Source organism: Aureimonas sp. Leaf324 (assembly GCF_001423245.1).
GTDB lineage: Bacteria > Pseudomonadota > Alphaproteobacteria > Rhizobiales > Rhizobiaceae > Aureimonas.
Window position 1 is genome coordinate 117,529 of the sequence record NZ_LMOH01000023.1, and the last position, 17,695, is coordinate 135,223.

General features: G+C 69.2%; 16 protein-coding genes and 1 riboswitch. Of the genes, 10 read left to right on the forward strand and 6 right to left on the reverse strand.

Annotated features, from left to right (window positions below; all coding sequences use genetic code 11):
• Nucleotides 1-18: 18 nt before the first annotated feature.
• The 7 genes from ASF65_RS12785 (at nt 19) to ASF65_RS12815 (ending at nt 7,773) form a co-directional block, all read left to right on the forward strand.
• Nucleotides 19-2,175 (forward strand): TonB-dependent siderophore receptor, encoded by a 2,157-nt coding sequence (locus tag ASF65_RS12785; RefSeq protein ID WP_055889819.1) that lies wholly within the window; start codon nt 19-21, stop codon nt 2,173-2,175.
• Nucleotides 2,176-2,276: 101 nt separating this feature from the next.
• On the forward strand, nt 2,277-2,702 hold the full coding sequence (locus tag ASF65_RS12790; RefSeq protein ID WP_055889822.1) for a thiol-disulfide oxidoreductase DCC family protein: 426 nt from the start codon (nt 2,277-2,279) through the stop codon (nt 2,700-2,702).
• Nucleotides 2,699-3,328, forward strand: coding sequence for a DUF4166 domain-containing protein (locus tag ASF65_RS12795; RefSeq protein WP_055889825.1), 630 nt, complete (start codon nt 2,699-2,701; stop codon nt 3,326-3,328). Before ASF65_RS12790 ends, ASF65_RS12795 begins: the two co-directional genes overlap by 4 nt.
• Before the next feature lie 182 nt (nt 3,329-3,510).
• Nucleotides 3,511-4,692 carry an ABC transporter permease gene (locus tag ASF65_RS12800; RefSeq protein WP_156369322.1) on the forward strand — a complete coding sequence of 394 codons (1,182 nt, stop codon included), beginning with the start codon at nt 3,511-3,513 and terminating at the stop codon, nt 4,690-4,692.
• Complete coding sequence (locus ASF65_RS21695; protein WP_055889827.1) at nt 4,689-5,627, forward strand: ABC transporter ATP-binding protein; 939 nt, start codon at nt 4,689-4,691, stop codon at nt 5,625-5,627. The genes ASF65_RS12800 and ASF65_RS21695 overlap by 4 nt, the downstream gene beginning before the upstream one ends.
• A gap of 32 nt (nt 5,628-5,659) precedes the next feature.
• Complete coding sequence (locus tag ASF65_RS21700; protein ID WP_244486691.1) at nt 5,660-6,361, forward strand: ABC transporter permease; 702 nt, start codon at nt 5,660-5,662, stop codon at nt 6,359-6,361.
• Between the two features lie 29 nt (nt 6,362-6,390).
• Entirely contained in the window at nt 6,391-7,773 is a 1,383-nt protein-coding gene (locus ASF65_RS12815) for a deoxyribodipyrimidine photo-lyase (protein WP_055889834.1), read from the forward strand.
• Between the two features lie 4 nt (nt 7,774-7,777).
• Here ASF65_RS12815 and ASF65_RS12820 read toward each other — a convergent pair whose 3' ends face one another.
• A complete protein-coding gene (locus ASF65_RS12820; RefSeq protein WP_055890288.1) occupies nt 7,778-8,470 on the reverse strand; it encodes an SDR family oxidoreductase in 693 nt (230 codons plus the stop codon).
• Nucleotides 8,471-8,569: 99 nt separating this feature from the next.
• On the opposite strand from ASF65_RS12820, the gene ASF65_RS20960 reads away from it, so the two are divergent.
• Entirely contained in the window at nt 8,570-8,755 is a 186-nt protein-coding gene (locus ASF65_RS20960) for a DUF2256 domain-containing protein (RefSeq protein ID WP_082505535.1), read from the forward strand.
• On the opposite strand, the gene ASF65_RS12825 is transcribed toward ASF65_RS20960, so the two are convergent.
• Complete coding sequence (locus ASF65_RS12825; RefSeq protein WP_055889836.1) at nt 8,730-9,134, reverse strand: diacylglycerol kinase; 405 nt, start codon at nt 9,132-9,134, stop codon at nt 8,730-8,732. The two genes, ASF65_RS20960 and ASF65_RS12825, sit on opposite strands and share 26 nt — an antisense overlap.
• Before the next feature lie 255 nt (nt 9,135-9,389).
• Nucleotides 9,390-9,494: riboswitch (SAM-I-IV-variant riboswitch) on the forward strand.
• Nucleotides 9,495-9,542: 48 nt separating this feature from the next.
• On the opposite strand from ASF65_RS12825, the gene ASF65_RS12830 reads away from it, so the two are divergent.
• Nucleotides 9,543-9,833, forward strand: coding sequence for a hypothetical protein (locus ASF65_RS12830; RefSeq protein ID WP_055889840.1), 291 nt, complete (start codon nt 9,543-9,545; stop codon nt 9,831-9,833).
• A gap of 9 nt (nt 9,834-9,842) precedes the next feature.
• On the opposite strand, the gene ASF65_RS12835 is transcribed toward ASF65_RS12830, so the two are convergent.
• Nucleotides 9,843-10,703, reverse strand: coding sequence for a DMT family transporter (locus ASF65_RS12835; protein ID WP_055889843.1), 861 nt, complete (start codon nt 10,701-10,703; stop codon nt 9,843-9,845).
• 125 nt (nt 10,704-10,828) lie between these two features.
• On the opposite strand from ASF65_RS12835, the gene ASF65_RS12840 reads away from it, so the two are divergent.
• The gene (locus ASF65_RS12840; RefSeq protein ID WP_055889845.1) at nt 10,829-12,259 is read left to right on the forward strand and encodes a PLP-dependent aminotransferase family protein; all 1,431 of its coding nucleotides are present in this window, start codon (nt 10,829-10,831) and stop codon (nt 12,257-12,259) included.
• Here ASF65_RS12840 and ASF65_RS12845 read toward each other — a convergent pair.
• The 3 genes from ASF65_RS12845 to ASF65_RS12855 form a co-directional block, all read right to left on the reverse strand.
• Entirely contained in the window at nt 12,222-13,961 is a 1,740-nt protein-coding gene (locus ASF65_RS12845) for an EAL domain-containing protein (RefSeq protein WP_162239490.1), read from the reverse strand. The two genes, ASF65_RS12840 and ASF65_RS12845, sit on opposite strands and share 38 nt — an antisense overlap.
• A gap of 590 nt (nt 13,962-14,551) precedes the next feature.
• Complete coding sequence (locus ASF65_RS12850; RefSeq protein ID WP_055889851.1) at nt 14,552-15,988, reverse strand: NAD(P)(+) transhydrogenase (Re/Si-specific) subunit beta; 1,437 nt, start codon at nt 15,986-15,988, stop codon at nt 14,552-14,554.
• Nucleotides 15,989-16,001: 13 nt separating this feature from the next.
• Nucleotides 16,002-17,570, reverse strand: a complete 1,569-nt coding sequence (locus ASF65_RS12855) for a Re/Si-specific NAD(P)(+) transhydrogenase subunit alpha (protein WP_055889854.1) — start codon at nt 17,568-17,570, stop codon at nt 16,002-16,004.
• Nucleotides 17,571-17,695: the final 125 nt, after the last annotated feature.

Genomic DNA, 17,695 nt, shown 5'->3' on the forward strand with positions numbered 1-17,695 from the left:
CGAAGTGAAAGCCGATCCATGCCCCTCCCCCGTCCTTCCATCCGTTCCGCGCGACGCGCCGCCCTTCTGGCCGGCGTGGTGATGGCCGGTCCGGCACTCGCACAGGACGTGGTGCTGGACACCGTCGTGGTGGATGGCGCGGGAAGCGGCGCCGCGTCGGAGGGCGTCGGCGTCGGCGGGGGGATCTCGACCGAGGGCTATGTCGGGCGCGAGGCGCGCGTTGGCACCAAGACCGATACCGACCTGCGCAAGGTGCCGCAGGCCGTCTCCGTCATCTCGCGCGAAGAGCTCGACGATCGCAACGTGCAGACGCTGGTCGAGGCCGCACGCTACACGGCGGGCGTGCGGGCGGGCACGTTCGGCTTCGACCCGGCGTTCGACACGCTCTTCATTCGCGGCTTCAACGTCGCCAACACGGGCTACTACCGCGACGGCCTGCGCTCGCTCGGCGGCTCCTTCGCCTCCTTCCGCAACGAGCCCTATGGCCTCGAAGGGGTGTCGATCCTGAAGGGTCCGAGTTCCGTCCTCTACGGCGCCTCCGCGCCCGGCGGCATCGTCAACCTCGTGACCAAGCGCCCGACCGACGCGCCGTTCCGCGAAGTCGTCGGCCAGATCGGCACCGACAGCCACTATCAGGCGAACTTCGACGCATCCGGCCCGCTCGGCGGCAACGACAACGTGCTCTACCGGATCACCGGGATCGAGCGTTCCGCCGATACCGAGTTCGTCGCCGCCCGCGACGACCGCACCTCTATCGCCCCGGCCTTCACGCTGCGCTCGGACGATCGGAACACGCAGTTCACGTTCCTCGGCGAGTACACCGACACCAAGTCGGGCGGTGGGCGCGGGTTCTTCACGACGCCCGACGCCCGCATCACCGGCATCGAGCAGGGGGACCCGGCCTTCCGCGATCTCGACCAGACCCAAGGGCGCGTCGGGTACGAGTTCGAGCATCGCTTCAACGATACGCTGACCGTTCGCCAGAACCTCCGCTACCAGACGATCGCAACCGACATGCGCTTCGTCTCGGTTCTCGGCATCAACCCGGACGGGCTGTCGGCGAGCCGAAGCGCGGGCGAAATCCTGGACGACGCCAGGGGGTTCGCGGTCGACAACCAGATCGAAGGCCAGTTCGAGACCGGCGCCATCGGCCACACGCTGCTCGGCGGGCTCGACTACACCTATTTCGACGGCCAATACCGCTACGGCGGCTCGTCCGCGCCGGATCTCAACCTCGTCGCCCGGAACTACGGGCAGCAGCCGATCTTCGGGCCCACCTCGCACAACCTCGTCAACACGACGACGCACCAGAGCCAGATCGGGCTCTACCTGCAGGATCAGGCCAAATACGAGCGCCTCGTCCTGACGGTCGGCGGTCGCTACGACTGGCTCGACACGGACACGTTCGACAACAACGACCCAGAGGCGACGGTTCGGGCCGAGGATCGCAACTTCTCCGGCCGGGTCGGTCTCTCCTACCTCTTCGACAACGGGATCACCCCTTACGCCAATTACTCGACCTCCTTCGCCCCGACGGTTGGCACCGCCTTCGACGGCAGTGCGTTCGATCCGACGGAGGGCGAGCAGGTCGAGGTGGGCGTGAAATACGCGCCCGACTGGATCGCCCTGACGGTGGACGCCGCCCTATTCCGCATCGAGCAGAACAATCTCCTCGTCACCGACCCGGTCAACACGTCGAGCTTCTTCCAGGTCCAGACGGGGGCGGTGCGCTCGCAGGGTTTCGAGCTGCAGGCGAACGCCGCCCTCACCGACGGTCTCAGCCTCGTTGCGGCCCACTCCTACACCGACATCGCGTTCACCGAAGGCGAGAATGTCGGCAATCAGGTCGCGGGCATTCCCGAGCACCAGTTCTCGCTCTGGGGCAACTACGAGGTCCGTTCCGGCGTCGCCGAAGGTCTGGGCTTTGGGGTGGGCAGCCGGTTCCTCGGCGCCAACGCGGCCAACGACACGAACACGCGGAAGAACGATTCCCGCATCCTGATCGATGCGGCGATCAGCTACGACTTCGGCGCGGCGAACCCGAAGCTCGAAGGCGTGCGCGCCCAGATCAACGCCAACAACCTCTTCGACAACCGCGCGTCCCTCTGCAACAATGCCTACTGCTACCGCGAGCAGGGCCGCGACGTGATCGGATCGCTGCGCTTCCGGTTCTAGCGCTCCAGGACGTCGCACGGGCTTTTCCGGCGCCGCCGCGCGGTCTACCTCTGGCGCGGCGGCTGCGTCGAAGCGCCGCCTGCGCCGCAAAGGACGAACGGATGCGAGAGGCCGCCCAACTGAGACCCGAGGCGGACGGCCCGATCATCCTGTTCGACGCGGAATGTGTCCTGTGTTCGGCCAACGCCCAGTTCGTGCTCGACCACGACAAGGCAGGACGGTTCCGGTTGGCCTCGATGCAGGGCGATGTCGGGCAGGCGCTCTACCGAAGGCACGGGATGGATCCGAACGATCCCTCCACCATGATCATCGTCGAGGGCGATCGCCTGCGCCGCGACAGCGATGCGGTTCTCAGCATCTACGAGACGATCGGCTTCCCCTGGAAGCTGATGGGGGTGTTCCGGGTCGTGCCCCGACCGATCCGCGACGCGGTGTACCGGGTGATCGCCCGGAACCGTTACCGGCTGTTCGGAAAACGGGAGACGTGCTGGGTGCCCGCCCCCGAGTATCGCGGCCGCATCCTTTGAAGGGTTCGGCCTCGTCCTATCAGGTCGTCTTGGGCGACGCCTTCGAGGCCCTTCCGCGGGAGGTTCGGGCCTTCCACGACGGCCGGGGGCCGCATCGCTGGTCCGGGACCGCCACGATCCGGCGCGGGCGGGGACCGCTGGCCCGGCTCGCGGCCCTCGCCTTCGGCTTGCCCAAGGCCGGCGAGGCGGTGCCCGTCTCGGTCCTGGTCGAACCCTGGGGCTCGGGTGAGGCCTGGACGCGCGACTTCGGTGGTCATGTCCTTCGCTCCACGCAATGGGCGGGAAGCGATCGGGGCGAGCGGCTTCTGTTCGAGCGCTTCGGTCCGATCTGCGTCGGTGCCGCCCTCGTGCGCAACGGCGATCGTCTCCATCTCGTCCAGCGCCGGGCAACGTGTCTCGGCCTGCCGCTGCCGCGATGGCTGTGGCCGTCGGGCGAGGCCGTCGAGACGGCGAGCGACGGGCGCTTCCGCTTCGACGTCACGATCCGGGCGCCGCTCATCGGGCTCGTCGTCGCCTATCGCGGGCACCTGATGGACGCGTCCGGGGCTCCCGGCAGCGACCCGGTCACGGGCCCTCGCACCTCCGGCGACCGCGCCATCCCGTCGCGGCGGGAACGACACCCCTGACGAATCGTTTGCCCGCCCCATAATCTTGGGGTGACGCGGTGACACCCGCACGATGACCATGGCCTGCCCGCGAGGCGCCGACCCCGCGACGAGCACCGGAGACACCCGCCATGTCCGTCGCCCTTCTTCCGACACCGCCGGCCGAGGCGAACGCGCCTGTGCTCCGATCCGACCAGACGGACATGGGACGACGATCGAGGATCGCCTTGCGGCTCGACAAGGTGGGCGTTCCGGCCGCGCTCCTGCTCTTCGGCGCGATCGTCCTTCTGCCGTTCGCCACAGCCAAGGCGAATCGCATCGTGCCAGGCGTCGCGAACGATTTTCTGGCCTCGCTCCCCGCGGGCATGGGGCCCGTTCTCCTCGCGCTTCTCGTCGGGTGCGCCGCGCTCGGCGCCCTTCGCCTCGGCCCGACCTTGCGTGTCGGCGTCGCGCTCGCCGGTCTCGTGGTCCTGCTTCTGGCGATCGGCCTGGCGCCCGGCGTCCTCGCCGCGCCGGAAAACCCTTACGCGCGCGTCTCGCCGGCCTCCGGCTTCTGGACGGCGCTCGCGGCCTTCGCGCTTCTCTTCACCGACGCCCTGACCCGGCTGCGGCCCGGTCCGGTGGCGCGGCTTGCGCTCCTCGCCGGCATCCTCTTCGTCCTCGGCGCCCTACTGGCAACGGGCCATTTCGACGGTCTTTCGGTCATGCGCGAATACGCCGTGCGCGCCGGCACCTTCTGGTCGGAGGGCGCGCGCCACGTCGCGCTCGCCTACGGGTCGATGGCCATTTCCGTCGCGCTCGGGGTGCCCTTCGCGGTGCTGGCTTGGCGCATCCAGACGCTTCGTGCGCCTGCGCTCGCCGTCCTCAACGTTGTGCAGACCGTACCGTCGATCGCGCTCTTCGGCCTCCTGATCGTGCCGCTCGGCTGGGTGGCGCTGCATGTGCCGGGCGCCTCAGCGCTGGGCATCCGCGGCATCGGCGCGGCGCCGGCCTTGGTCGCGCTCGTCCTCTATTCGATGCTGCCCGTGGTCGCCAACACGCTGGCGGGCCTTGCCGCGGTGCCCGAGGCCGCGCGCGATGCGGCGACGGGCCTCGGCATGACGCGGCGCCAGCGCCTCGTCGGCGTCGAACTGCCGCTGGCGCTTCCCGTCATCCTCGCCGGCATCCGCATCGTCCTTGTCCAGAACATCGGGCTCGCCACCGTGGCCGCACTGATCGGCGGCGGCGGGTTCGGCGTCTTCGTGTTCCAGGGGCTCGGGCAGAACGCGACCGATCTCGTGCTTCTCGGCGCGCTGCCGACCGTCGCTCTCGCCTTCGCATCGGCAACGGTGCTCGATGCCGCCATCGACTTCGCCTCCATTTCGCCCAAGGGGACCGCGCCATGATCGAGATCCGCCGCGTCACCAAGCGATACGACGCCGGCCCGGTGGTGGACGAGGTGTCTCTCACGATCGAGCCGCGCACGGTGATGGCGATCGTCGGCACCAGCGGTTCGGGCAAGACCACGCTGATGCGGATGATCAACCGGATGATCGAGCCGACATCGGGCGAAATCCGCATCGACGGCACCGACATCCGTTCGGTGCCCGGGCCGCTGCTTCGCCGCCGGATCGGCTACGTCATCCAGAACCACGGTCTCTTCCCGCACCGCACGGTGGCCGAGAACATCGCGACCGTGCCGCGCCTTCTCGGCTGGAGCGAGCGGGACATCGCGCACCGCGTCGAGGAACTGCTCGAGCTCTTCCAGATGCCGGCGCGCGAGTTCGCCGACCGGCTGCCGCAGGAGCTTTCCGGCGGCCAGCAGCAGCGCGTTGGCGTCGCCCGCGCGCTCGCCGCCCGGCCGAACATCCTCCTGATGGACGAGCCCTTCGGCGCGCTCGACCCGATCATCCGCGCCAAGGCGCAGAGCGACCTCGAGGCGTTGCAGAAGGCGACGGAGACGACGATCGTCCTCGTCACCCACGACATGGAGGAGGCGATCCGCCTCGGCCACCGGATCGCCGTGATGCGCGCCGGGCGCGTTGTCCAGTGCGCCACGCCGTCGGAGATCCTGGCGCGGCCGGCCGACGGCTTCGTCGAGGAGATGGTCGGCAGCGGCGACCGGGCGCTGCGCCTCCTGGCGGTCGAGGACATCGACGGGCTGCTGGAGCCCGGCGAGGCATTCGGCGCGCCGCTCGCGCGCGGCCTCAACCGGCGCGACGCCCTCGCCGAGCTTCTGTGGTCGGGCCGCGAGTCGGCGCCCGTGCTCGACGAGCGGGGCATTCCGGCCGGCATCATCCGGCGCGATGCGCTGATCCAGAGCGCGGCGCGCCCCGCGTGAACCTTGCCGCGCCCCTCGCCCGCACGCTCGGCATCGCGCTTCTGGCCGCCGCGGTCCTGAAGCCGGAGACCTTCGCGCCGCTGCTCCAGCCGCTGACGAACAACGGCGCGCCGGCGATCTATACGCAGACGAGCCTCCTCGCGCTGACGGCGAGCCACGTCGAGCTCGTGCTCGCATCCATCCTTGCGGCCTTCGTGGTGGCCCTGGGGCTGGCGATCCTCGTCACCCGCCGCTTCGGTGCGGAGTTCCTTCCCCTGTCGCGCAGCATCGTCAACATCGGCCAGACCTTTCCGCCCGTCGCCGTTCTTGCGCTCGCCGTGCCGGCCGTCGGCTTTGGTCTCGCGCCGACGTTGTTCGCGCTCTTCCTCTACGGACTGCTGCCGATCTTCGAGAATGCGGTGGCGGGCCTCAACGCGGCAGGACCGCCGGTGATGGAAGCCGCGCGCGGGGTCGGGCTGACGCCATGGCAGCGGCTCTGGCGCGTCGAGCTGCCGCTCGCCCTGCCGCTGATCGTCGCGGGGCTGCGTCTGTCGGTCGTGGTCGGCCTCGGCACGGCGACGATCGGCTCCACCGTCGGCGCGCCGACGCTTGGCGAAGTCATCATCGCCGGGCTCCTGTCGGGCAACACTGCCTTCGTGGTGCAGGGCGCCGTGATCGTCGGCCTGCTCGCCGTTCTCGTCTTCGACGGCCTCACCGTTCTGGAACGCCGTCTCGCCCTGCCGCGTCGCGGCTGACCCCTGCCCCCGTACCGAGGACCCGTGGCATGACCATCCAGCCGCAACGCATCCGCATGCTGAAAGAGGGCGACCCGCGCGAGAACGGCGCCTATGTCCTCTACTGGATGCAGGCGGCCAAGCGCGCGCACGGCAACCATGCGCTGGAATACGCGATCGACAGGGCCAACGAGCTCGATCTGCCACTCGTCTGCGTCTTCGGGATGACCGACGCCTTTCCCGACGGCAACGCGCGGCACTACCATTTCATGGTCGAGGGACTGGCCGAGGTGGAGGCCGATCTCGCCAAGCGGCACGTAACCTTCCACGGCGCGCTCGGCGACCCCGACGAGATCGCCCTCCGGCTGTCGAAGAAGGCCGCGCTGACCGTGTGCGACCGCGGCTATCTCCGGATCGAGAAGGAGTGGCGGCGGAGGCTTGCGAAAGCCATCGACTGCCCGCTGCACCAGATCGAGACCGAGACGGTGGTCCCCGTCGAGACCGCGTCGCCCAAGCACGAATACGCCGCACGCACGCTGCGCCCGAAGATCCACAGGCTCTGGGACGAGTTCCTCCAGCCCCTGTCGGAGCGGCGGGTCAAGCACAAGCAGGCTGCCGACGTGCCGAAGTCGAAGTTCGACCTTTCGGACCCCGCCAAGCTCGTCGCCTCGATGAAGCTCGACCACAAGATAGGGGCCGTCACCCGCTTTCGCGGCGGCCAGGGCGAGGCCCGCAAGCGCCTGAAGGCGTTCCTCGGAAAGTCCTTCGCGACCTACGGCACCAACCGCAACCGGCCGGAGGCGGCGGCCGCCTCGCACATGAGCCCTTATCTCCACTTCGGGCAGATCGGGCCGCTGGAGATCGCGCTGGCCGTGCGCGAGGCGAAGACCGGCGGCGACGAGGACAAGACGTCCTACCTCGAGGAACTGATCGTGCGGCGGGAACTCGCGATCAACCACGTCTTCTACGAGGAGAAATACGACGACTACGCCTGCCTGCCGGACTGGTGCCGCAAGACGCTCGGCGAGCACGCGGAGGACAAGCGCGAGCATGTCTATTCGGAGAGCCAACTCGCGGCCGGCGAGACGCACGATCATTACTGGAACGCCGCCATGCGCGAGATGCGCGAGACCGGCTACATGCACAACCAGCTGCGCATGTACTGGGGCAAGAAGATCCTGGAATGGTCGGCCTCGCCGGAGGAGGCTTTCGCCAGGACACTGCGGCTCAACAACCGCTACTTCCTCGACGGGCGTGACGCCAACTCCTTCACCAACGTCGCCTGGCTCTTCGGCCTGCACGACCGGCCCTGGGGCAGGCGTCCCGTTTTCGGCAGCATCCGCTATCTCGGACCGGCGACGCTGAAGAAGTTCGATGCCGACGCCTATGTCGCGACGGTCGACAAGCTGGCGAAGGCGGAGACCGACCGCTGACGCCTCACCACTCGATCGGCTTGCCGTCATAGGCGACGAAGCATCCGCTCCGCTCGGCCGGCAGGCTGTCGAGAACGGAAAGCAGTGCGGCGGCCGCCTCGTCGGGTTCGAGGCGGTCGTGGCTTGCCGCGAACGGCTCGGACAGGCGCGTTGCGACCGTGCCGGGATGAAGCGCCGCGAGGACGGCTTCCGGGCGCTGGCGCGCGACCTCGATCGCCGCCGTGCGCACGATCTGGTTCAGCGCCGCCTTGGCTGCGCGATACGAAATCCAGCCGCCGAGGCGATTGTCGCCGATCGAGCCGACCCGAGCGCTTAAGGTTCCGAAGAGCGCCCGCCGCCCGCGCGGCAGGCGCGGCGCGAAGTGTTTCAGGATCAGCGCCGGACCGATCGCGTTGACGGCGAACTGTCGCGCCATGCCGGCCGGATCGATCGCCCGCAGCGACTTCTCCGGGCCGTAGCCGTCGAGCTGGAGGCCGCCGGTCGCGTCGAACAGGAGGTCGAATTCACCGCTGCCGAGACGCTCGGCCGCCGCAGCGATGGAGGCTTCGTCCTCGAGGTCGAAGCCGTTGCGCCGCGACAGACCCAGCGCCTCGCCGCATCGCGCGTCCGCTTCCAGCGCCCGGAGCACCGCGCTGCCGATCCCGCCGGTCGCCCCGAACACGAGGGCCCGGTAGCCCGTCTGCAGCGATGCCAGCATCATCATCCTCCCAGCCTGCCGCGTCCTTCGCGCGACCTGCGCGCTGGAACTTGGCGCCGCGCCGTTCGGTTCCTGCGACCCGATCGCGCGAGGACATCAATGCCGAAAATGCGGCGCAAGGCCGACCTGCCCGAGAAGACGTGCCTCAACTGCGGCCGCCCGATGGTCTGGCGCAAAGCCTGGGCCAAGACTTGGGACGAGGTGCTCTACTGCTCCGACCGCTGCCGCGCCGAGGCCAAGCGCCGCCGCGCGGGCGCCGTCAAAGAAACGACGTCGAATCCTTGAGAAGCACCGCCGCGCAGAAGGCGGCGTTGGCGACGAGAAGGCAGAAGACCGCAAAGGATCCGAGGTCCTTGGCGTGCTTGGCGAAGGACGAGAACTCCGGCGACACGCGATCGACGATGAGTTCGATCGCGGTGTTGACGGCCTCGATCGCGCCGAGGATCGCCAGAAGCACGAGCTGGATCAGGAAGGCCGCGGCCGAGGCGCCATGCAGCGCCAGGAGGAAGACGAGCACCAACCCGAACAGGATCTCGTGCCGGAAGGCGGGCTCGCGCAGGAGCCGCCGCCCGCCGTTGATCGAGTAACCGGCCGCCGCAAGCACATGTTCGACGCCCCGCAGCTTGGGGGGTGGAAGGCCTGCGGAGCCGTCGGGGTCGGTCATGGGCGGAGTGTCCGATGCGGTGGACGGGTGCCGTGCGATGGCGGGCGCCGCGCGATACGGCACGCAGATGGCGGCATGAAGGCTTGCGGGCCATTGATCGTCCACGCGCCCGCGGCTTCTCGACACGCCATCCTCTCGCTTCATAACCGTCCAAGCGCCGGCCGGCAGCACAACTCGCCGTGTCCACGATGACGGTGCAGCACTATGCGCGTTGGTCGGCCCCGTTGAAACCGGCGACGGGACCTGTTAGGCACCCACCAGCATCAAGAGTTGGACCGATGTCCAACGCCAACCTGCCGTCCGGGCAAGGTGGCGCTCCGCAAGGGGGATGTGGCCGCACCGGCAACCAAACGGAGCCCCGCCATATCGCAGCGCATCGGTCCCGCGACGAATGGCGGAGACAGACGCATGCCGAACCCGCAGACCGTTCCCCATCCCCTCGCGGGCGCCGGGTCGCAGAGGCTGTTCCTCGGCCTGTCCCGCCATCCGGGCACCGGCCACGCCAAGCGGCCGGGCGAGGTGTGGATGGTCTTCCACGGCGACTGGACGGCGGTCTATCGCCTCGATCCGCGCGACGCCCGGACCGTCCATCTCGAACGCGCGCTCGACGGCGACCGGCGGCACGAGGCGACGCGCTGGGCCTGCGAGACCTTTGCGATCGCGACCGAAGAAGCGGCCGGCGTCCGCGTCGCGGCCTGAACCGGCCGGTCAGGCGAAGCGCCGGGCGCCCGCGACGCAGGCGACCACGCCGAGCGTCGCCGCCACCATGAGCGGCGGCACGGCTTCGCCGAGAAGCCAGCCGGCGAGAGCGAGGCCGAAGAACGGCTGGAGCAGCTGCAACTGGCCGACGCCCGCGATGCCTCCGCGCGCAAGGCCGCGGTACCAGAACACGAAGCCGACCAGCATCGAGAACACCGAGACATAGGCGAGCCCCGCCCAGGCCGGCACGCCGGTCGCCGACAGGCTCGCAGGTCGCGTGACGACGGCGAGGCAGGCCATGGCGGGAAGCGACAGGACCAGCGCCCAGGAGATGACCTGCCATCCGCCGAGCCGCCGGGAGAGCCGCGCGCCTTCGGCATAACCGAGGCCGCAGACGAGGACGGCGGCCACCATCAGCGCGTCGCCCTGCCACGAACCCCGCCCGCCCTGCATGAAGGCAAAGCCGGAGACGAGAAGCGCGCCGAGGCCCGAGAACACCCAGAACGCCGGGCGCGGCTGTTCGGCCGCGCGCACGACGCCGAACAGCGCCGTCGCGAGAGGCAGAAGGCCGATGAAGACGATCGAATGGGAGGCGGTGACGGATTGCAGCGCCAGCGCGGTGAGAAGCGGGAAGCCGACCACGACCCCGAGCGCGACGACGACGAGACCAGGCAGGTCGGACCTGAGAGGCAGGCGCTGGCGCGAGACGCTCAGAACCACACCCGCCAGGACCGCAGCGATCGTCGCCCGTGCCGAGGTGAGGAACAGCGGGGGCAAATCCGCGACCGCGACGCGCGTCGCCGGCAGCGAACCGCTGAAGATGAGCACCCCGAGAAGCCCGCTGCCCCAACCCGCCATCGATCTCGCCATCGCCTGCCCTCCGATTTCCGGTTCAGGGGTAGGGATAGCCGCTTGGCGGGGCCAGACACGGAAGCATACAATCGCACCGAACCGTATGGGTGATGCGACCGGTACGGTCGGAGGAGCGAAGAGGCATGGCCGGACAGCGGACCGAAGCGGTGATGGAGGCGGTGCGCGAGCAGATCGCGGTGCGAAAGCTGCCGGTGGGCGACAGGCTCCCTTCGATCCGCGCGCTCGCCACCCGCCTTTCCGTGTCGCCCTCGACCGTGGTCGAGGCCTACGAGCGTCTCGTGGCAGAGGGCGTCGTTCGGGCGCGTCCCGGCTCGGGTTTCTTCGTCGCGAGAGGCATCGCCCCGCCGCCGCTCTCCGTCGCCCGCAGCGATGCCGAGCGGGCCATCGATCCGTTCTGGGTGTCACGGCAGTCGCTCGATGCCGATGCGCAGGTCGCCAAGCCCGGGTGTGGCTGGCTGCCGGCGGACTGGATGCCGACCGACGCGCTGCGCCGCGCCATGCGCCGCGCCGCACGGGCGGCTGACGACGCGATGCTGACGGATTACGGCGTCTCGCGCGGCCATGCGCCGCTGCGGCGTCTCCTGGCGCGACAGTTCGCGGCGGAGGGGCTCGACGTCGGACCGGACGCGATCCTGCTGACAAGCTCGGGGACGCAGGCGCTCGACCTCATCTGCCGCCTCCTCCTGAAGCCGGGCGACACGGTTCTGGTCGACGATCCCTGCTATTTCAACTTTCGCGCGCTTCTCTCGGCACACCGCGTCGATGTGGTGGGAATTCCCATGACGCCGGCCGGCCCGGACGCCGCCGTCTTCGCCGAACGGGCCGCCCGGCTTCGGCCTCGCCTCTATGTGACGAACTCGGCGATCCACAATCCGACGGGCGCCACCCTGTCGCCCACTGTCGCGCACCGCGTGCTCGCGGCGGCCGCCGCCCATGACGTCGCCATCGTCGAGGACGAGATCTTCGCGGACTTCGAGCCCGAGCCGTCCGCACGCCTTGCCCTCCTCGACGGACTGGAGCGCGTGCTGCGGATCGGCTCCTTCTCCAAGACACTGTCGGCGTCGGTGCGCTGCGGCTTCATCGCGGCGCGGCCGGAATGGATCGAGACCTTGGCCGACCTTCAGATCGCGACGCAATTCGGCGCCGCGAGCCCCCTGTCGGCCGGCCTCGTGCACGAGGTTCTCGCCGATGGCGGCTACCGCCGGCACATGGAGAGCGTGCGGGGCCGTCTGGCGAAGGCCCGCCGCGACGCCGCGCGACGCCTCGACGATCTCGGCTTCCGGCTCTGGACCGAGCCGCGCGGCGGCTTCGGCCTCTGGTGCGAGATGCCGGGCGCCGCCAGCGCGGCGGAGCTTGCGCGCTCCTGCGCCGGCCGGGGCGTCGTCCTGGCACCCGGCGACGTGTTCAGCTCGTCGGGCACCGCAGGGTCGATGATGCGCTTCAACGCGGCGCAGATGGCGGCGCCCGGCGTCTGGGACGCGATCGAGCGCGGGCTCGCGCGGTCGGCCGGCCCCCTCAGCCCGCCGCCCGAAGCGTCGGCATCGCCTCGCTGAGCGCGCGGAACGTCCGCGCGTTGACGGGACGGCTGTAGAGATACCCCTGCCCCATGTCGCAGCCCTGCCCGAGCATCAGCGCGTGATGCTCGACGGTCTCGATCCCTTCCGCGATCACCTCGATCTCGAGGCCGTGCGCCATCTGCACGAGCGCCTGCGTGATCGCGCGATCGCGCTCGCACACGTCGGCGCCGCTGACGAAAGTGCGGTCGATCTTGATCTTCGTGACAGGATAGTGCCGCAGCATGCTGAGCGAAGCGAAGCCGGTGCCGAAGTCGTCGAAGGCGAGGCCGACGCCGATCTCGCGCAGCCGGTTCAGCTGCTTCAGGATCCGCTCGTCGGACTTCAGGATCGTGTTCTCGGTGATCTCGAGTTCCAGAGCGTCCGGCGGAAGCGCATGGCGCTCCAGCGCCCGCGTGACCTCGCCGACGATGTCGCCGGACTTGAACTGCAGCGCGAAGAGATTGATCGCGATCCGGAAATCGGGGAACGGCCCCGCGCGCCATTCGGCCGCCTGACGGCAGGCCTCGTCGATGATCCAGCCGCCGACCGATATGGCCAGCGCGTCCGCTTCCAGAAGCGGCAGGAAGGCGCCCGGCGCCAGGACGCCGCGCCGGGGATGGATCCAGCGCAGGAGCGCTTCCGCGCCGCAAAGGCGGCCGCTCCGCAGTGAAATCTGCGGCTGATAGTACAGCTCGAACTCGTCACCGGCCCAGGCGGCGGCGAGCTCGGCGCGCGCAAGGCCCTTCTCGACGATCTTCAGCCGAAGATCGGGGGTGAAGAGTTCGGTGCGCCCGCGCCCGCCGCGCTTCGCCTTGTAGAGCGCAAGATCGGCGTCGCCGACGAGACGGTCCGCCGTGGCGTCGCCGCTGGAACAGGCGACGCCGATACTGGCGCTGATGCTGACCATCGCGTCCTCGATCGTGATCGCCTGCTCGATCGCGTCGATCAGCGTTTCGCCGAGCCAGGCGCCCGCCAGGGGGTTCGCGTCGTCCTCCATCAGGACCACGAACTCGTCGCCGCCCATGCGCGCGACGAACTGCCCGCCGACGACGTGGGATCGCAGGCGCGCGGCGACCTCGGCGAGGACGTGATCGCCGGCCAGATGCCCGAGCGTGTCGTTGACCTCCTTGAAGCCGTCGAGATCGATCAGGAGAAGCGTCACCCGGCGGCCCGCTGCGGCGAGGGCCGCGAGGCGTCGGTCGAGGCTGGCGCGGTTGGCGAGGCCCGTCAGGTGATCGAGCATCGTCGCGCCGCGAAGGCTTTCCTCGAGCCGCTGGCGCTCGCTGTCGTCGCGGATGATCGCGCCGAAGCGGCGTTCGCCCCTCTCCATCCACTGCGACAGCGAGAGTTCGATCGGGATCTGCGTCCCGTCCTTGCGCAGTCCGTGGAGGTTGACCGAGCGGCCGATGAGGTTCGCGGGCCCGTTTCCGGCGACGCGCGCGACGCCTGCACGGTGCGCGTTGCGGTTGCCGAGGGGCACGATGATGTCGAGCGGCTGGCCGATCGCTTCCTCGGCGGTGTAGCCGAAGAGCCTTTCGGCCCCGGCGTTCCACGCGACGATCGTGTTGGCGGCATCGGCGGCGACGATGCCGTCCGGCGAGGTCGAGGCGATGCCGTCGAAGTTGGACGGGGCAGCCGCCCCGGCCGTCCCGCGGGCGCATTCGATCTGCCCGGCGAGGAAGGCGGCGAGTTCGCTCATAACCCGTCCCTCGACGGCGCCGAAAGGGGGCTTCCCGGCGGGAACGTACGCAGACAGCGAACCCGCCAGCGTCCCGTCGGCGAGCCGGATGGGGGCGATGGCGACCTGCTGCTGGAAGCCACCACGTCCCCTCGATGTCTCGAGGTCGCGAACCAGGATAGCGGTCGCTTGGCGCAACTCACACGGGTCGACGGCGAAGGAGCCGTCGAATGAGGACGGCGTGTCCGAACAATGAACGAGAATCAGGCCGTCGCCGTCCATGATGTGGATTTCGACGTCCGAGGCACACAGGACACGTCTCGCGAAATCCGCGCATTGCGAAAGCTGGCCGCCGTGCAGCGTCTTCAGCCGGCCGAACCAGGCGCAGGGTGTGTTGTTCCGGTTTTCCATCATATCCCGTGCGTGGCGTGGCACAGACCACGGGCAAGGATAGACGCGAAGGGTAAAAGAAGTCGGAGGAACAGAACCTGCGGTTCAGGCGTGGCCGCATGGGAGGAGGCGCGCCGGCGTTCGCGAAGACGCGACAAGGGCGAGCGACCATCGGCGCCCGCTCTTGTCGCAGGGATCAGCCGGGAGCCGATGCCCCCAGATCAGCCGATCTGCTTGAGCAGTTCGTCGAGCGACTTCTTGGCGTCGCCGTAGAACATGCGCGTGTTCTCCTTGTAGAAGAGCGGGTTCTCGATGCCGGAATAACCGGTGCCCTGCCCGCGCTTCGACACGATGACGCGTCGCGCCTTCCAGACCTCGATCACCGGCATGCCGGCGATCGGCGAGTTCGGGTCCTCCTCGGCCGCCGGATTGACGATGTCGTTGGCGCCGATAACGATTGCCACGTCCGTCGAGGGGAAGTCCTCGTTGATCTCGTCCATCTCGAGGACGATGTCGTAGGGGACCTTAGCTTCGGCGAGGAGCACGTTCATGTGGCCCGGCAGCCGCCCGGCGACCGGGTGGATCGCAAAGCGCACCGTCTTGCCCTTGGCGCGCAGGCGCCGCGTCAGTTCCGAGATCGACCCTTGCGCCTGTGCGACGGCGAGGCCGTAGCCCGGGACGATGACGACCGAGTCCGCCTCGTCCAGCGCCTGCGCGACGCCGTCCGTGTCGATCGCGACCTGTTCGCCGGTGATCTCCTGCGCAGGACCCGTCGCTCCGCCCCATCCGCCGAGGATGACGGACACGAAGTTCCGGTTCATCGCCCGGCACATGATGTAGGAGAGGATCGCGCCGGACGAGCCGACCAGCGCGCCGGTGACGATCAGGAGATCGTTGCCAAGCGTGAAGCCGATCGCCGCCGCCGCCCAGCCCGAATAGGAGTTCAGCATCGAGACGACGACGGGCATGTCCGCCCCGCCGATCGCCATGATGAGGTGCCAGCCGAGCGCGCCCGCGAGGATCGCGACGAGGATCAGCGTCCACAGCCCCGCGCCGTTCAAGTAGACGATGCCGAGGACGAGGGCGACGACGACGCCGGCGAGATTGATCGCGTGGCGATTGGGCAGGACCAGCGCCTTGGACCCCAGGCGGCCGGACAGCTTGCCGTAGGCGACCACCGAGCCGGTGAAGGTGACGGCGCCGATGAAGACACCGAGGAAGACCTCGACGCGCATGATCGCGAGTTCGACCGGCATCTTGGTGGCCAGCGTCGCGGCGAAGCCGGTCAGGAGGTGGTCCGTCCCGGTGGCGATGGCATGGGCGACATGGGCGGCTTCGAGATCGGCGTTGAAGCCGATGAAGACGGCGGCAAGGCCGACAAAGGAATGCAGCGCCGCGACGAGTTCGGGCATCTGCGTCATCTGAACGCGGCCGGCGAGCCAGCCGCCGACGAGCCCGCCGACGACGATCAGCGGCACGACGAGCCAGAGCGCACTGAGCGCCGGTCCGGTGATCGTGGCGAAGACGGCCAGCGCCATGCCGACGATGCCGTACCAGACGGCGCGCTTGGCGCTCTCCTGGTTGGACAGGCCACCGAGCGAGAGGATGAAGAGGATGGAGGCGACGATATAGGACGCGCCGACGAGACCTGGGCTCATGGGTTCGACCTCCTCAGCTCTTCTGGAACATCTTGAGCATCCGGCGCGTCACCATGAACCCGCCGAAGATGTTGACCGAGGCCATCAGGATGGCGAGCGCGGCGAGGAACGAGACGAACCAGCCGGACGTGCCGACCTGCAGGAGCGCGCCAAGGATGATGATCGACGACACCGCGTTGGTGACGGCCATCAGCGGCGTATGCAGCGAATGCGAGACGTTCCAGATGACGTGGTAGCCGACGAAGCAGGACAGCGCGAAAACCACGAAATGCTGCAGGAAGCTCGGCGGCGCCGTCAGCCCGATCAGCATCAGGAAGATCGCGCCGCCGGCGAGCAGCATGACCTGACGCTGGCCGGACTTCTTGGCGGTGAGCGCCTCGCGCGCGGCCTTCTCGGCCCCCGTCTCCTCGACCACCTTCTTGGGCGCCTGACGGGCGATCGCCGCGATCTTGGGCGGCGGGGGCGGATAGGTGATCGCGCCCTCGTGCGTGACGGTCGCCCCGCGGATGACGTCGTCTTCCATGTTGACCACCGGCACGCCGTCCTTCTTCGGCGTCAGGTCGTCCATCATGTGGCGGATGTTGGTGGCAAACAGCGTCGAGGCCTGCGTCGCCATGCGGCTGGGATAGTCGGTGTAGCCGACGACCCGCACGCCGTTCGCCGTCTCGACGACCTCGTCCGGCACGGTGAGATCGCAGTTGCCGCCGCGATCGGCGGCGAGATCCACGACGACCGAGCCGGGCTTCATCAGCGCGACCATGTCCTCCAGCCAGAGCTTGGGCGCATCACGGCCCGGGATCAGCGCCGTCGTGATGACGATGTCCACCTCCGGCGCCTGAGCCCGGAAAAGCTCGAGCTGCTTGGCGCGGAACTCAGGGGACGACGGCGCGGCATAGCCGCCCGTCGCCGCGCCGTCCGCCGCGTCGGCGAAGTCGAGGAACAGGAATTCTGCGCCCATCGACTGGATTTGCTCGGCGACCTCCGGTCGCACGTCGAAGGCGCGGACCTGCGCCCCCAGCGATTGCGCGGTGCCGATCGCGGCAAGACCCGCGACGCCGGCGCCGAGCACCAGCACCTTGGCCGGCGGCACCTTGCCGGCCGCCGTGATCTGGCCGGTGAAGAACCGGCCGAACTGGTTGCCGGCCTCGATCACCGCGCGGTAGCCCGCGATGTTGGCCATGGAGGACAGGGCGTCCATCTTCTGCGCGCGGCTGATGCGCGGCACCATGTCCATCGCCAGCACCGTCGCGCCCTTGGCGCGCAGGTCTTCCAGGAGCGCCGCGTTCTGCGCGGGGTAAAGGAACGAGATCAGGATCTGGCCGGAGCGCACCAGGGCGACCTCGTCCGCCTCCGGCGGCCGGACCTTGGCGACGATGTCGGCCTCGGCCCAGAGCGCCGCCGCATCCGGCACCACGCGCGCACCGGCCGCTTCGAAGGCCGCGTCGGAAAAGCGCGCGGCATCGCCCGCGCCGGTCTCCACCAGGCATTCATAGCCGAGCTTCTGCAGCCGACCGACGCTTTCCGGCGTCAGCGCGACGCGCCGCTCGCCGGCGAAGCGCTCCTTCGGAACTCCGAACTTCATGCTCTTCCTCCCCTATGGGCAGGACTATCGCCCGTCCCGCAACAGTCCACCAGTGATTCGCTGCGGTGGAAATGCGACAGTCGCACGATCGTCTCGCGCTGCAACAAATCCCGCCGAGCCCGAAG

What these genes read in the sequence shown, in the direction of transcription:
- ASF65_RS12785 (WP_055889819.1), top strand. Translation starts at nt 19, where the DNA reads ATGCCCCTCCCCCGTCCTTCCATCCGTTCCGCGCGACGCGCCGCCCTT.
- ASF65_RS12855 (WP_055889854.1), bottom strand. Translation starts at nt 17,570, where the DNA reads ATGAAGTTCGGAGTTCCGAAGGAGCGCTTCGCCGGCGAGCGGCGCGTC.
- ASF65_RS12820 (WP_055890288.1), bottom strand. Translation starts at nt 8,470, where the DNA reads ATGCTGGCATCGCTGCAGACGGGCTACCGGGCCCTCGTGTTCGGGGCG.
- ASF65_RS12815 (WP_055889834.1), top strand. Translation starts at nt 6,391, where the DNA reads ATGACCATCCAGCCGCAACGCATCCGCATGCTGAAAGAGGGCGACCCG.
- ASF65_RS12840 (WP_055889845.1), top strand. Translation starts at nt 10,829, where the DNA reads ATGGCCGGACAGCGGACCGAAGCGGTGATGGAGGCGGTGCGCGAGCAG.
- ASF65_RS12835 (WP_055889843.1), bottom strand. Translation starts at nt 10,703, where the DNA reads ATGGCGAGATCGATGGCGGGTTGGGGCAGCGGGCTTCTCGGGGTGCTC.
- ASF65_RS12850 (WP_055889851.1), bottom strand. Translation starts at nt 15,988, where the DNA reads ATGAGCCCAGGTCTCGTCGGCGCGTCCTATATCGTCGCCTCCATCCTC.
- ASF65_RS12845 (WP_162239490.1), bottom strand. Translation starts at nt 13,961, where the DNA reads ATGAGCGAACTCGCCGCCTTCCTCGCCGGGCAGATCGAATGCGCCCGC.
- ASF65_RS21695 (WP_055889827.1), top strand. Translation starts at nt 4,689, where the DNA reads ATGATCGAGATCCGCCGCGTCACCAAGCGATACGACGCCGGCCCGGTG.
- ASF65_RS12790 (WP_055889822.1), top strand. Translation starts at nt 2,277, where the DNA reads ATGCGAGAGGCCGCCCAACTGAGACCCGAGGCGGACGGCCCGATCATC.
- ASF65_RS12800 (WP_156369322.1), top strand. Translation starts at nt 3,511, where the DNA reads ATGGGACGACGATCGAGGATCGCCTTGCGGCTCGACAAGGTGGGCGTT.
- ASF65_RS12830 (WP_055889840.1), top strand. Translation starts at nt 9,543, where the DNA reads ATGCCGAACCCGCAGACCGTTCCCCATCCCCTCGCGGGCGCCGGGTCG.
- ASF65_RS20960 (WP_082505535.1), top strand. Translation starts at nt 8,570, where the DNA reads ATGCCGAAAATGCGGCGCAAGGCCGACCTGCCCGAGAAGACGTGCCTC.
- ASF65_RS12825 (WP_055889836.1), bottom strand. Translation starts at nt 9,134, where the DNA reads ATGACCGACCCCGACGGCTCCGCAGGCCTTCCACCCCCCAAGCTGCGG.